Source organism: Halomonas aquatica (genome assembly GCF_040196335.1).
Classification (GTDB): Bacteria; Pseudomonadota; Gammaproteobacteria; order Pseudomonadales; family Halomonadaceae; genus Halomonas; species Halomonas aquatica.
Genome location: NZ_JBEGCJ010000003.1, coordinates 432,068 through 445,329, shown reverse-complemented (window position 1 = coordinate 445,329; position 13,262 = coordinate 432,068). Strand labels below are relative to the sequence as shown.

General features: G+C 67.6%; 10 protein-coding genes. 5 read left to right on the top strand and 5 right to left on the bottom strand.

Features of this window, described 5'->3' with window-relative positions:
• Window positions 1–52: 52 nt before the first annotated feature.
• Window positions 53–592, bottom strand: coding sequence for a response regulator transcription factor (locus tag ABE960_RS08385; protein ID WP_349761793.1), 540 nt, complete (start codon window positions 590–592; stop codon window positions 53–55).
• A gap of 34 nt (window positions 593–626) precedes the next feature.
• Window positions 627–1,898, bottom strand: a complete 1,272-nt coding sequence (locus ABE960_RS08380; RefSeq protein ID WP_349761792.1) for an ATP-binding protein — start codon at window positions 1,896–1,898, stop codon at window positions 627–629.
• 121 nt (window positions 1,899–2,019) lie between these two features.
• On the opposite strand from ABE960_RS08380, the gene ABE960_RS08375 reads away from it, so the two are divergent.
• Together ABE960_RS08375 and ABE960_RS08370 are read left to right on the top strand one after the other, a co-directional pair.
• Entirely contained in the window at window positions 2,020–3,282 is a 1,263-nt protein-coding gene (locus tag ABE960_RS08375) for an efflux RND transporter periplasmic adaptor subunit (RefSeq protein WP_349761791.1), read from the top strand.
• The gene (locus ABE960_RS08370) at window positions 3,279–6,413 is read left to right on the top strand and encodes an efflux RND transporter permease subunit (protein WP_349761790.1); all 3,135 of its coding nucleotides are present in this window, start codon (window positions 3,279–3,281) and stop codon (window positions 6,411–6,413) included. The genes ABE960_RS08375 and ABE960_RS08370 overlap by 4 nt, the downstream gene beginning before the upstream one ends.
• Window positions 6,414–6,457: 44 nt before the next feature.
• Here the strand turns inward: ABE960_RS08370 and ABE960_RS08365 are convergent, their stop codons facing one another.
• The gene (locus ABE960_RS08365; protein WP_349761789.1) at window positions 6,458–7,561 is read right to left on the bottom strand and encodes a mandelate racemase/muconate lactonizing enzyme family protein; all 1,104 of its coding nucleotides are present in this window, start codon (window positions 7,559–7,561) and stop codon (window positions 6,458–6,460) included.
• 200 nt (window positions 7,562–7,761) lie between these two features.
• On the opposite strand from ABE960_RS08365, the gene ABE960_RS08360 reads away from it, so the two are divergent.
• On the top strand, window positions 7,762–9,084 hold the full coding sequence (locus tag ABE960_RS08360; protein ID WP_349761788.1) for an erythromycin esterase family protein: 1,323 nt from the start codon (window positions 7,762–7,764) through the stop codon (window positions 9,082–9,084).
• Window positions 9,085–9,103: 19 nt separating this feature from the next.
• On the opposite strand, the gene ABE960_RS08355 is transcribed toward ABE960_RS08360, so the two are convergent.
• Both ABE960_RS08355 and ftsH read right to left on the bottom strand, forming a co-directional pair.
• Window positions 9,104–9,460 (bottom strand): CBS domain-containing protein, encoded by a 357-nt coding sequence (locus ABE960_RS08355; protein WP_349761787.1) that lies wholly within the window; start codon window positions 9,458–9,460, stop codon window positions 9,104–9,106.
• 120 nt (window positions 9,461–9,580) lie between these two features.
• Window positions 9,581–11,419 (bottom strand): ATP-dependent zinc metalloprotease FtsH, encoded by a 1,839-nt coding sequence (ftsH, locus tag ABE960_RS08350; RefSeq protein WP_349761786.1) that lies wholly within the window; start codon window positions 11,417–11,419, stop codon window positions 9,581–9,583.
• Window positions 11,420–11,676: 257 nt separating this feature from the next.
• On the opposite strand from ftsH, the gene dkgB reads away from it, so the two are divergent.
• Both dkgB and ABE960_RS08340 read left to right on the top strand, forming a co-directional pair.
• Window positions 11,677–12,486: a 2,5-didehydrogluconate reductase DkgB gene (gene dkgB / locus ABE960_RS08345; protein WP_349761785.1), complete on the top strand. Its 810-nt coding sequence runs from the start codon at window positions 11,677–11,679 to the stop codon at window positions 12,484–12,486.
• A 97-nt stretch (window positions 12,487–12,583) separates the two neighbouring features.
• On the top strand, window positions 12,584–13,249 hold the full coding sequence (locus tag ABE960_RS08340; RefSeq protein WP_349761784.1) for an SDR family oxidoreductase: 666 nt from the start codon (window positions 12,584–12,586) through the stop codon (window positions 13,247–13,249).
• Window positions 13,250–13,262: the final 13 nt, after the last annotated feature.

The following is a 13,262-nucleotide window of genomic DNA, read 5'->3' as shown; positions in this document are numbered from 1 at the left end:
CCATGACCTCGGGGTTTGCTCTTGTCGGTTGCGACACACGGTCTTGGCCGCTTTAACGCCTCACCGGCCGTTTCTGCAGCTTGCGCTGCAGGGTGCGCCGGTGCATCCCGAGTGCCCGGGCCGTGGCGGAAATGTTGCCATCGTGCTCCTGGAGCACCTTCTGGATATGTTCCCAGGTGATGCGATTGATCGACGGCGGGTTGTCGGCCACTTCCATCTCCGGATCGCCCTTCTCCCGTGACAGGGCGGCGAGCACCTCATCGGCATCGGCTGGCTTGCAGAGGTAGTTCACCGCGCCGAGCTTGATCGCCTCCACCGCGGTGGCGATGCTCGAATAGCCGGTCAGTACCACCACCCGGCACGACGGCACCAGTTCCAGCAGTTCGGGCAGCAGCTTGAGGCCCGATTCGTTCTCCAGCTTGAGATCCAGGGTGGCCAGCTGGGGCTGGTGGCGGCGCGCCAGTGAGAGGGCCTGGGTGACATCATGGGCCACCAGCACCTCGAAGCCGCGGCGAGTCAGTGCCCTGTCCAGCACGTGGCAGAACATCTCGTCATCATCGACGATCAGCAGGCGTTCGGCGGTCTCTTGCATCTCGTCCTCGCAGGGTCAGGGACTCCCGTAGCCGTCAGGTCGAAGGCTGGCTGCGCGGCAGGGTCACCTCGGTCAGGGTGCCGCCGTCGGGATGATTGTACAGGCTGACGCCGCCACCGAAGCGGTTGATGGTGGCATGGGTCAGGAAGAGGCCGATGCCCAGCCCCTTGCTCTTGGTGGAAACGAAGGTCTCGCCCAGCTGGTCGGCGATGGACATCGCCACCCCGGGGCCGTGATCGCGGATGTCGATGATCACCTCGTCGCCATTCCAGTCCAGCCGGATGGTGATGTCATCCGGGTTGGCGTCGGCGGCGTTGTTGAGCAGGTTGGTCAGCGCCTGGTCTAGGGTGGCGTCTACCGCCAGCCAGGGAGGGTCGCGCCGCTCGGCGATCCCCAGGCGGTGACTCACGTCCGGGCGCAGCACCAGCCAGCGCTGCACCACCCCGGCGAGCCAGGCCTGGGCCTCGCGCGACTCGGGTTCGGCCATGCGTCGGCGGTCGGCGTTGTCCACCAGATGCCGCAGCCGCGACTTGCAGGTGTCGACCTGCTGGCGCAGCAGTTCCAGGTCCCGGGTCAGCGCCGGGTCGCCGCCGGCGTCCTCGCGCATCTCGGCGAGCAGCACCGCCATGGTGGAGAGCGGCGTGCCGAGCTCATGGGCGGTCCCCGCTGCCTGAGTGGCCACTGCCAGCACCTGTTCGTTGCGCAGGGCCGCCTCGCGGGTTCGCGACAGCGCCTGGTCACGTCTGCGCAGCGCATGGGCCATCTTGTAGATGAAGAAGGTCACGAGCCCCGCTGAGAGCGCGAAATTCATCCACATGCCCAGCACGTGGAGGCCCAGAGTCGTCTCGCCGAAGCCTTGGGCGAATTGCGGAATCGGCTGATAGCTCACCATCAGGAAGCTGTAGGCGGCCATCGAGGAGGCCGCGACCAGCCAGGCATGTCGCCACGGCAGGGTGGCCGCGGCGATGGTCACCGGGACCAGGTAGTAGTTGATGAAGGGGTTGTGAGAGCCGCCGGTGAAGTAGAACAGCAACGTGAGCCCTGTTACGTCGACCATGAGATGGCCCAGATACTCCTGATGCGTGACCGCCCGGGGACGGCCCAGCCGCCACCAGGTGGCGATGTTGATCGCCCCCATGGTAACGATCACCGCGATCACCGCATGCACCTGCAGCGAGAAGTCCAGCACCTCGATGCCGATGATGATGGCGGCCAGGAAGCCGGTCCAGGTGATGCCGCGCACGATGGTCAACCGCACCAGGTTGCGGTTGGGGGTCGAGAGCGGCAGGGGGAGGGCGGCTTGCATGGCGTCTCCGCGAGGTGAATTGGGGCCGATGATACCCGATTCGAGGCGTCTCCTCGCCGACAAACACCGCCAGATGGCTGTATATTGAAGGTTGTTGATATGCCCGGTGGGACCCAGCACGATGCTCAGACGCCTGCTTCCTCTGTTGATCCTTGCCCTCGGTGTGGCGGCCTTCCTGTGGCTTCGCGCCACCGGACCCGAGACCGCAAGCGTCACCCCCGAGGAGCGCCGCTGGCGGGTAGAGACCCTGTCGGCCAACCTGCGGCCCCATGCCCCCGCCTTGCCGCTCTATGGCGAGATCACCGCTCCCGAGATGCTGACCGTCACCGCCTCCCTGGCAGGAAGGATCGCCGAGCGGCCGGTGCGCGAGGGTCAGAGGGTAGCCCGCGGTGAGAGGTTGGTGGCCCTGGACGAGGCCGACGTGCGCCCACCCCTGGAACAGGCCGAGGCCGAAGTGGCCGATCGCGAGGCCCAGGCGGAGAACGAGCGAGTCCGCCACGAGAGCGACCGCGAGACCCTCGCGCGTGAGCAGGAACTGGTCGACAATGCTCTTCGCCAACTGGAGCGTACCCGCTCGCTGGTGGGCCGCAAGCTGGCCTCCCAGTCCGACCTGGATGCGGCGCGCAACGAGCTAGCCCGCGCCCGCGTGACGGTGGCGACCCGTGAGCGGGCGATCACCGAGCATCCCGCCCGGCTGAGGTCGCTCCAGGCCGGGCTGGCGCGTGCCAGGGCCATGCTGGCCGAGGCCCGCCGCGATGCCGAGCGCAGCCGGGTCGACGCCCCCTTCGATGGCACCGTCACGCGCATCCAGGTGGCCCCGGGGGACCAGGTCGCCGCGCACAGCGAGCTGCTGTCCTTCTATCCCGAGAAAGGCCTGGAGCTGCGCGCGCGTATCCCTCATCGCCATCAAGCCGAGCTGATCAATGCCCTGGCGCGGGGCGAACGGCTCCAGGCTACCAGCGACGGCGGCGCACGCTTCGTGCTCGACGGGCTGGCCGGCGAGGGCGACCCGGCCGGTACCGAGGCGATCTTCCGCCTCGAGGAGGGCGGTGAGGGACTGCGCCCCGGCAGTCTGCTGGCCGTGTCGCTGGCGCGACCGGCGGTGCCCGACAGCCTGGCGGTGCCCTACAGCAGCCTCTACGGCAACGATGCCCTCTACCTGATGGACGATTCGGGCCGCATGCGGCGCCTGGCGGTGACCCACCATGGCGACGTGGTCCGAGCCGACGGGGAACGCTGGGCGCTGGTCACCGGACAGTCGCTTGCCGACGGCGACCGGGTGATCACCACCCACCTGCCGAATGCCATGCGAGGCCTGCGGGTCGAGGTCGGCGATGATGGCAACGACGACGTAAGCGATGGCGTGGATGAGGCGCGCCCATGAGTCGCCGGCGTGGCCTGATCGGCTTCTTCGTCCACCATCGGGTCGCCGCCAACCTGGTCATGCTGATGATGCTGCTCGGCGGGGCGCTGGGCCTGTCGCGCATGAACATCCAGTTCTTCCCCTCCTTCGCCCTGGACGTGGTCAGCGTGCGCACGGTGTGGAGCGGTGCCTCGGCGGAAGACATCGAGCAGGGCATCACCATCCCCCTCGAGCAGCGCCTGCGCAGCATCGATGGCCTCAATCGGATGACATCAACCTCGGCCCAGGGTGTCTCCAGCATCACCCTCGAATTCACCGAGGGCAGCGATCCGATCCTGGCCCTGGACGATGTCCGCCAGCAGGTCGACCAGTTCACCAACCTGCCCTCAGACGTCGAGACGCCGCGGGTCGCCCGGGCGGCCCGCTACGAGCCGGTGGCCCGGCTGCTGGTGCATGGAGAGGTCAGCCACCAGGAGCTTCGTCACCTGGCGAACCGCTACGAGGACCAGCTGTTGCAGCGGGGCATCGACCGGGTGGAGATCAGCGGCCTGCCCGAGCAGCAGATCAGCATCGAGGTCCCGGCGGAGCACCTTCAGGGGCTGCAGCTGAGCCTCGGGGAGATCGCCGAGCGGATCGAGGCGATGTCACGTGACCTGCCGGCGGGCCTGCTCGGCCAGCAGGACAGTACCCGCGAGTTGCGCGCCGTGGAGCAGCGCCGCGATCCGCTGGCCTTCGCCGACCTTCCGGTGATCAGCGGTGAACGGGTGCAGCTGCGCCTGGGCGACATCGCCACCATCCGCCAGGAGGCGCGCGAGTCATCGGTGACCCTAAGCCGCGATGGCCACCCGGCGGTGGAGCTGATGCTGCAGCGAAGCGAGGACGGCAATTCCCTTGCCGCCGCCGACGTGCTCACGCGCTGGCTCGAGGAGACCCGTCCGCAGCTGCCCCCGTCGGTAGAGCTCGAGGTCCACGACGAGACCTGGCAACTGATCGCCGAGCGCATCTGGCTGCTGATCAGCAACGGCCTGGGCGGCCTCGCGCTGGTGCTGCTGCTGCTCTACTTCTTCCTTCCCGCCCGAGTGGCGCTGTGGGTCGCCATCGGGATTCCCACTGCCTTCCTCGCGGCCATGGCGGTGTTCTGGGGGATCGGTGGTTCGATCAACATGATATCGCTGTTCGCGCTGATCATGGCGCTCGGGGTGATCGTCGACGATGCCATCGTGGTGGGCGAGGACGCCGATGCTCATTTCCGCATGGGCGAGCCTGCCCGCCACGCCTCCGAGGGGGCTGCGCGGCGCATGCTCTGGCCGGTGGTCGCCTCGTCGCTGACCACGGTGGCCGCCTTCATGCCGCTGCTGCTGGTGGGCGGGGTGATTGGCAACATCCTCGGCGATATCCCGGTGATCATGATCTGTGTGCTCGTTGCCTCGCTTCTGGAGTGCTTCGTGGTGCTGCCGGCGCACTTGCGCAACGCCTTCGTACCGGGCAAGGCGTCAAGGCTCCACCTGCTGTCGCGGCCCCGCGATCGCTTCGAGGCGGCGTTCGAGCGCTTCCGCGAAGGGCCTTTCCGGCGCTTCTCTGCGCTGACCCTGCGCCACCGCGGCGCCACCCTGGCCTCGGCGCTGGCGGTGGTGCTCTTCACCCTGGGCCTGCTGGTCGGGGGGCGCCTGGAATTCAACTTCTTCCCCACGCCCGAACCCAACATTCTCTACGCCAATGCCAGCTTCGTGTCCGGCACCGACCGCGGCCGCGTCGATGCCCTGCTCACGCGGATGCAGGCTGCCCTGGATGAGACGGAGGAGGCACTGGGCGGAGGCCTCGTCCAGAACGCCGTGACCCGACACGGGGGCACCATCTCCGGCGGCCAGCAGGGGCGTGGCGGGGACAATGTCGGCTCGATGATGGTGGAACTCACCGCCTCCGACGACCGCGACGTGCGCAATGCCGAGTTCATCCGCGTCTGGCGCTCGCGGATGGTCGAGCCGGCGGGCCTGGAGAACCTTTCCATCAACGAGCGGGCCGCGGGGCCGCCCGGCAAGGACGTCAACATCCGGCTGACCGGCGAGTCGGCCGGCGACCTCAAGGCCGCCGCGGTGTCGCTCACCCGCTCGCTGCGTGAGCTGCCCGGTGTGCTCGACACCGAGGACGACATGCCCTGGGGACGCGAGCAGCTGATCTATCGGGTCAACGCCCACGGCGAGGCCCTGGGGCTGACCACCCTCGACCTGGGTCGTCAGCTCAGGGCGGCCTTCGACGGCCGCCTGGTGCAGATCTACCAGGACGGCGCCGACGAGATCGAGGTGCGGGTGCTGCTGCCCCGGGAACAGCGCGAGCGGCTCTCGACCCTGTCGCGACTCAGCGTGCGCGTGCCCGATGGTCGCTTCGTGCCCATCGATCAGGTCATGGCCCTGGATCATCGTCAGGGCTTCGAGGCGCTGCGCCATGCCGATGGTCGCCTGGCAGTGGAGGTCACCGCGGAGCTTGATACCGAGATCACCAACGCCGAACGCGTCCTCGGCGCGATCTCCGCGGAGGTGTTGCCGACGCTGGCCAGCACCCACCGGCTGCGCTACAGCTTCGAGGGGCGCGCCGCCGACCAGCGCGAGACCTTCGCTGACATGCGCACCGGGCTGATGATCGGGCTGGGGTTGATGTACGTGGTGCTGGCCTGGGTCTTCGACTCCTGGAGCCTGCCGTTGATCGTCATGACGATCATTCCGCTGGCGCTGGTCGGGGCCCTGCTGGGGCACTGGGCGCTGGGCCTCAACCTGACCATGCTCTCGCTCTTCGGGCTCTTCGGGCTCTCCGGTATCGTGGTCAACAACGCCATCATTCTGGTGGCCTTCTATCGCCACCAGCGCAACAAGGGGCTGGCCATCGAGACGGCCCTAAATGAGGCGGTGGTGCAGCGGGTACGGGCCGTGCTGCTCACCTCGCTGACCACCATCGGCGGGCTGTTGCCGCTGCTCTTCGAGACCTCGCTTCAGGCGCAGTTCCTGATCCCGATGGCCGTCTCCATCGCCTTCGGCCTGGCCTTCTCGACCCTGCTGGTGCTCGCCGTGATCCCGGTGCTGCTGAGCTACCTCGAGCGTCTTCGCGAGCGGTTCGGGCGTACCGAGCAGGAAGGGCAAGAGGCGCACGCCGGCAACTGACGGGTCGTGAATCGTGCACCGTCGCGGGGAGGGCGGGAGGATGCTCAGCCGTGTTCCACGATGGGGCCAGAGAGCTGGTCGAAATCCGGCTCGATGCCAAGCCCCGAGCGGTCGTTGACGGTCATGGTGCCGTGGCTGACCTCCGGGGCGCCGTGGGCCAGCTGGGTGGTATTGTAGCGGTGCAGGTCGGTGGTGTTGAGCAGGTAAGGCGTGGGCGTGCTGGCTGCCAGTTGGGCATAGGCGGCGGTGGCGATACCGCTGCCCCAGGCGTCCTCGATGGTCATCGGGATCCCGGCTGCGACGCACAGGTCGCGGATGATGCGGGAGGGCGTCAGGCCGCCGAACTTGCTGACCTTCAGCGCGATGGCGTCCATGGCATCGTCGCGCAGCGCCCGTTGCACGTCCGCGATGCTGTTCAGGCTCTCGTCCAGCTTGATGGGGTGGTGCGAGCGCTGGCGAAACGACAGGCACTCCTCATAGCTCGCACAGGGCTGTTCCAGGATCAGGTCGAGATCCGACAGCGCGCGGGAGAATCGTGCCACCTGGTCCCTGCGCCAGGCGCCATTGATGTCGCCCACCCAGACCTCGCCCGGCGGCCGGCCCTCGGCAAGCACCCGCATCATCGCGATGTCGTCCTCCACCTCATGGCCCAGCTTGACCTGGAAGTGCCGGAAGCCCGCTGCGCGGTAGGCGGCAAGGGAATTCGCCATGGCCTCTGGCTCCGCCAGCGGGACGATGCGATGCAGCGGCATGGTCTCCATGAGCCGCCCGCCCAGCAGCACATGCACGGGCAAGCCCGCCGCCTTGCCCAGCAGATCCCAGCAGGCAAGATCGATGGCGGCCTTGGCATAGGCATGGCCATTGAGCGCCTGGTCCATCTTGCGGGCCAGGCGCGTGGTGTGTCGGGGGTCTTCCCCGATCACGTGGGGTGCGAGTTCCTCCAGGCAGGCGGGCAGGCCCCCGGCGAAGGCGGGCATGTAGCTCGGCCCGCAGGGACACACCTCGCCCACGCCGGTCAGCCCCTCATCTGTGTCGAGCACCACCACGGTGCTGGTGAACTGCTGATACGAGCGCCCGCCGGCGAAGGCGTAGGCCGTGCCGTCGTAGTGGAGCTCGCCGGTGTAGGCCGTCAGGTGGGTAATGCGCATGGTGCGTCCTCGCCGCATTGAAAGAACCCCCAGCATAGTCGAGTCCCCGGCAGGCCGTATGGGTCGGGCCGGGGTCTGCCGCGTGCGTTGGCTCCTATCGGGCTGTTCGCCGCGGCGGTCGTGTCGCGCCCCCTGCCACCCGACGACAGTGGGCTAGACTTCCTGGGTAGGCCTCGACGCGTTTTCCGGAGGTGCCCGTCATGACCACCCCCCTTGCCTGTGTGCGGGACCTGGCCATCCGGCTGGAGGGTCGCACGAGCGACCATGATGCGCTGCTCGACCTGGTCGGCGACCGGCCCTTCGTGCTGCTCGGTGAGGCCTCCCACGGCACCGCCGAGTTCTATCGGACGCGCGCGGAGATCACCCGGCGGCTGATCGAGGAGCAGGGCTTCGAGGCGGTGCTGGTGGAGGCCGACTGGCCCGATGCCCTGCGCCTGGACCGCTACGTACGGGGCGGGGGCGAGGACTCCCTCGCCGAGGCCTTCGAGGACTTCCAGCGCTTTCCCCACTGGATGTGGTGCAACCATGAGGTGCGCGACTTCATCGCCTGGCTGCGCCAGTACAACGCCCGCCAGCCCCTGGCGAAGAAGGTGGGCTTCCACGGCATGGACCTCTACAGCCTGCACCGCTCGGCGGAGGCGGTGATCGAGTATCTGGAGGGGGTCGACCCGGAGCAGGCCGAGGTCGCCCGCCGGGGTTACGCCTGCCTCGATCATCGCGGCGACCCCGTTCACTACGGGCGCAACGTGGCCTTCGGCCTGAGTCCCTCCTGCGAGCGGGCGGCCGTGGGGTTGCAGGTCCGGCTGGTGGAGAAGGCCGCGGCGTACCTGGCGGCGGACGGGCGCCGGGCCGTCGATGCGCAGTTCTTCGCCGAGCAGAATGCCCGGGTGGTGGTCAATGCCGAGGCCTACTACCGCGCCATGTTCGGCGCCCGAGTGGATACCTGGAACCTGCGCGACGACCACATGACCGAGACCCTCGCCGAGCTGCACGACCACCTGCGCCGCCAGGGAGGCGAGGGCAGGGTGGTGGTGTGGGCCCACAACTCTCACCTGGGCGATGCCCGAGCCACAGAGATGGGGTGGAGCCAGGGGCAGCACAATGTCGGCCAGCTGGCGCGTCGGCGCTTCGGTGCCGAGCGGGTGCTGCTGGTGGGCTTCACCACGCATACTGGTCATGTCACCGCCGCTCGGGATTGGGACGGGCCGGTCGAGCACCGCTGCGTACACCCTTCACTCCAGGGCAGCATCGAGCGCCTCTTCCACCAGAGCGGACTCGATCGCTTCTTCCTGCCGCTCTTGCCGGGGTGGACCGACCCCCTGCAGGTCTCTCTGCTGGAGCGGGCGATCGGGGTGATCTATCGCCCGGAGACGGAACGGGGCAGTCACTACTTCCAGGCCCGCCTGGCAGAGCAGTTCGATGCCCTCTACCACCTGGACGAGACCACGGCCGTCGAGCCGCTGGAACCGGGGTCAAGCTGGCAGCGCGAGGCCATCCCCGACACCTATCCCTTCGGAGTCTGAACCACGCCCGGCCTCACGGCTAATGGCCGATCACCACCTTGCAGATGTCGGCGAAGCTTCTCGCCTCTGGCATCCCGCGCGGGCCATAACCGATGACACGGCCGATGTCTGCCGCCGAGATCATTCCGCGGATGCGGACTCCCTTGTGTGAGGTGGGCTCGGTCACCAGCATGTGCTGCTCACCGAAGCTCTTCAGCGTCCGGATAAGGTTACCGATGGTCAGCGAGGCCAGGGTTTCCATGGTCAGGGTCGGGGTCTTGTGAAGCGGTGTCTGGATCATGCCGCCACTGACCATCATCTGGCGGGCCTCGTCGACGGGGTGGTCTTCGTTGACGGTCTGCGGTGTGGTGCGCGCCAAGTCGGTGAGCACCATCATGGCCGGGCGCTGGCGGTCGGGGGCGGAGTATCGGGAGGGTTTCTTAAGGGTTTCTTAGGGGTTTCTTAAGGGCGTCTCAAGGACGCCCCCGGGAGACGCCGACCGCGGCGATGCCGGGCATCACGTCCCGGCGTCGGAGGCGCTCTCGGCGGGCACAGACGGCTTCATCGGCGGGTACTCGTCGGCAGTGAGCGTCTCGCGCTCGAGCAGCAGGGTGGCGCCGGTCTCGAGATCCTGGCGACGTCGGGTCAGGGTCTCCCTGGCCAGGGCATAGGCCTCGTCAACCAGCTGGCGCACCGACAGGTCGATTTCGCGGGCGGTGTCCTCGGAGTAGTCGTGGGGCTGGCTGATACCGTAGGTATCGCCCAGGAAGGCCTGGCGATCCTTCTCGTAGACCACCTGGCCGGCGTCGTCGGCCATCCCGAAGCGGGTCGCCATGTCCCGTGCGATCTCGGTGACCTTGGCCAGGTCGTCGGCTGCGCCGGTGGAGATCTCATCGAAGATAAGCTGCTCGGCGGCGCGCCCGCCCATCAGCACGGCCATTCGGTATTTCAGGTCACTGGTCGTCTGCAGGAAGCGGTCCTCTGTGGGCCGCTGGATGGTATAGCCCAGGGCGCCGACGCCGCGGGGGATGATCGACACCTTGTGCACCGGGTCCATGCCTGGCAGGGAGGCGGCCACCATGGCATGCCCCATCTCGTGGTGGGCGACCACCGCGCGCTCATGGGCATTGAGCAGCCGGCTCTTCTTCTCGAGGCCGGCGACGATGCGCTCGATGGCGTTGGTGAAGTCCTCCATGCCGACCGTCTCGCTGTCGCGGCGGGTGGCGAGCAGGGCCGCCTCGTTGACCAGGTTGGCGAGGTCGGCGCCGGTGAAGCCCGGGGTCAGCGAGGCGATGTGGTCGAGGTCCACGTCGGGGCCCAGTGCACGGATCTTGCCGATGTGCACGCGCAGGATCTGCAGCCGTCCCTTGCGCTCGGGGCGGTCCACCAGCACCTGGCGGTCGAAGCGGCCGGCGCGCAGCAGGGCGGGATCGAGGATCTCCGGCCGGTTGGTGGCGGCCAGCAGCACGATGCCCGTGGAGGGGTCGAAGCCGTCGAGCTCGGAGAGCAGTTGGTTGAGCGTCTGCTCCTTCTCGTCCTGGCCCCCCATGGCGCCCGGTCCCCGGGCTCGTCCCAGGGCATCCAACTCGTCAATGAAGATGATGCAGGGCTTGGCCTTGGAGGCCTGCTCGAAGAGGTCGCGGACCCGGGCGGCGCCGACCCCGACGAACATCTCGACGAACTCCGAGCCGGAGATGGAGAAGAAGGGCACGCCGGCCTCACCCGCCACGGCCCGGGCCAGCAGGGTCTTGCCGGTTCCGGGTGGACCGACCAGCAGGATCCCCTTGGGGATATGGGCGCCGAGACGGCCGTAGCGCTCGGGGTCGCGCAGGAAGGCCACGACCTCCTGGAGCTCGTTCTTGGCCTCGTCGACCCCGGCGACATCCTCGAAGGTCACCTTGGTGGACGTCTCGACATAGACCTTGGCCTTGGACTTGCCGATCGACATCATGCCACCGATACCGCCTCCGCCGGTCATGCGGCGGATCAGGAAGGACCAGATGACGAACAGCAGGACCAGCGGGATGAACCACGACAGCAGCACGTTCAGGAAGGGGTTCTTTGGGCGGCCGTCGAAGGTGATGTCGTGCTGTGAAAGACGCTCCGCCAGGTCGGGGTCGACGCGGTTGGTGGTGAAGGCGATACGTCCGTCGGCCTGGGGAGAGGAGTAGGTCCCGGTGAGCCGGTCGTCGGAGACCTCCACCTTGGCGATCCGGCCTTCCTCCAGCAGCTGGGTGAATTCCGAATAGGGGATGGGATCGGTGGTCCGCCAGTTGTGATAGACGTTCTGGAACGTCAGGAAGAGCATCATGGCGATCAACACGTAGACCACGTTGAAGCGATGATTGGGTTCCATGCCGATTTCTCCTGGGGGGGGGCTGGTCCACGGGGGCGGGCGTGGCCGGATGCCATGATGATGGCATCCAGTGTAGGCCAGGCCCCGGCCGGCCGGGGTGCGTCAGGTCAATCACGGGCCCCTCAAAGGGATAGCCTCGGTGAGGCGAGCCGGCCGCTAGCTGTACAATCGCGGAGAAGGGGCCCTTGAAATCGACGCGCCCTCCCGCACCTAGACAGGAGAGCCACGGATACCGCACGCGACGAGAAGGAGATCCCATGAGCACGACCTTGCTGCCCAACCCCGGCCTCGGCACCTTCCGCCTGAAGGGCGATACCCTCAAGCAGGTGATCCACGACGCCCTGGCGATGGGCTATCGACACATCGACACCGCCCAGATGTACGAGAACGAGCAGGACGTGGGGGCCGCCATCGCCGAGAGCGACGTGCCGCGCGAGTCGCTCTTCCTGACCACCAAGGTGTGGCACGACCGGCTCGAGCCCGCATCGCTCAAGGCCAGCGTGCAGGAGAGCCTGGACAGGCTCGGCACCGACTACGTCGACCTGCTGCTGATCCACTGGCCGTCGCCGGAGGATGAGGTGCCCATGGCCGACTACCTGAACGCCCTGCGCGAGGTGCAGCAGGCGGGCCAGGCACGCCATATCGGGGTCTCCAACTTCACCATCGCCCAGGTTGACCAGGCCCTCGATATCCTCGGGCCGGAGGCCCTGCTCACGAACCAGGTCGAGGTCCATCCGTTCCTGCAGAATCGCGACGTGGTGGCGCACTGCCACTCACGCGGCCTGACGGTGACCGGCTACATGCCGCTGGCGGTGGGCAAGGTGATGGAGGATGCGACGCTCAAGCACATCGCCGAGGATCATGGTGTCACACCGGCCCAGGTGGCCCTGGCCTGGACCCGGGCACGCGGCGTGGTGACTATCCCGTCCTCCACCAGGCGTGACCACCTGGCCGGCAACCTCTCCGCTCTGGACCTCACCCTGAGCGAGGACGAGCTGGAGGCCATCGCCGCCCTGGAGCGTGGCGAACGGATCGCCAACCCCGGCTTCGCCCCCGACTGGGACTGATCCCGGCCGGTGTTTTTTTGGGCCGCCCCTTGCGGGCCGGTTCCCTCTTTCTTCGAAGGAGATGTCTTCGAAGGAGATGCTGTCGAAAGGAGATGACATGGCTTCCACCGTATTGATCACTGGCGCCAATCGCGGCGTCGGGCTGGCGCTGGCCCGCCACTACCAACAGGCGGGCTGGCATGTGATCGGCGTCTGTCGCAGCGCCTCCGATGAGCTCGCCGAGGTGGCCAGTCGGGTCATCGATGGCATCGACATCACTCGCGAGGAGGATGTCGCGCGACTCGCCGAGGCGCTGAGGGACCCGCCGCTGGATCTCTTGATCAACAACGCCGGCATGCTTCACGACGAGTCGCTTGGCGAGCTGGATTTCGATGCCATCCGTGCGCAGATGGAGATCAATGCCTATGCCCCGCTGCGGGTGACCGAGGCCCTGTTATCGAGGCTGGACGAGGGCGCGAAGATCGCCAACATCACCAGTCGCATGGGCTCGATCACCGACAACGACTCTGGCGGCCGCTATGGCTACCGCGCCTCCAAGGCGGCGCTGAATGCCTTCGGCAAATCACTGGCCGTGGACCTGGCGCCCCTCGGCATCGCCGTCGCCCAGATCCATCCAGGCTATGTGCAGACCCGCATGGTCAACTTCGGAGGCCTGATCACCCCGGAGGAGGCCGCCGCCGGCATCGCCAGGCGCATCGAGGCGCTGACGCTGGAGACCAGCGGTGGCTTCTGGCACAGCAACGGCGAGACACTTCCCTGGTAAACGCTTGAGTTGA

Excerpts from the sequence above, each read along its gene's own strand:
- ABE960_RS08365 (WP_349761789.1), bottom strand. The coding sequence starts at position 7,561 with ATGCGCATTACCCACCTGACGGCCTACACCGGCGAGCTCCACTACGAC.
- ABE960_RS08380 (WP_349761792.1), bottom strand. The coding sequence starts at position 1,898 with ATGCAAGCCGCCCTCCCCCTGCCGCTCTCGACCCCCAACCGCAACCTG.
- ABE960_RS08370 (WP_349761790.1), top strand. The coding sequence starts at position 3,279 with ATGAGTCGCCGGCGTGGCCTGATCGGCTTCTTCGTCCACCATCGGGTC.
- ABE960_RS08340 (WP_349761784.1), top strand. The coding sequence starts at position 12,584 with ATGGCTTCCACCGTATTGATCACTGGCGCCAATCGCGGCGTCGGGCTG.
- ABE960_RS08355 (WP_349761787.1), bottom strand. The coding sequence starts at position 9,460 with ATGATGGTGCTCACCGACTTGGCGCGCACCACACCGCAGACCGTCAAC.
- ABE960_RS08375 (WP_349761791.1), top strand. The coding sequence starts at position 2,020 with ATGCTCAGACGCCTGCTTCCTCTGTTGATCCTTGCCCTCGGTGTGGCG.
- ABE960_RS08385 (WP_349761793.1), bottom strand. The coding sequence starts at position 592 with ATGCAAGAGACCGCCGAACGCCTGCTGATCGTCGATGATGACGAGATG.
- ftsH (WP_349761786.1), bottom strand. The coding sequence starts at position 11,419 with ATGGAACCCAATCATCGCTTCAACGTGGTCTACGTGTTGATCGCCATG.
- ABE960_RS08360 (WP_349761788.1), top strand. The coding sequence starts at position 7,762 with ATGACCACCCCCCTTGCCTGTGTGCGGGACCTGGCCATCCGGCTGGAG.
- dkgB (WP_349761785.1), top strand. The coding sequence starts at position 11,677 with ATGAGCACGACCTTGCTGCCCAACCCCGGCCTCGGCACCTTCCGCCTG.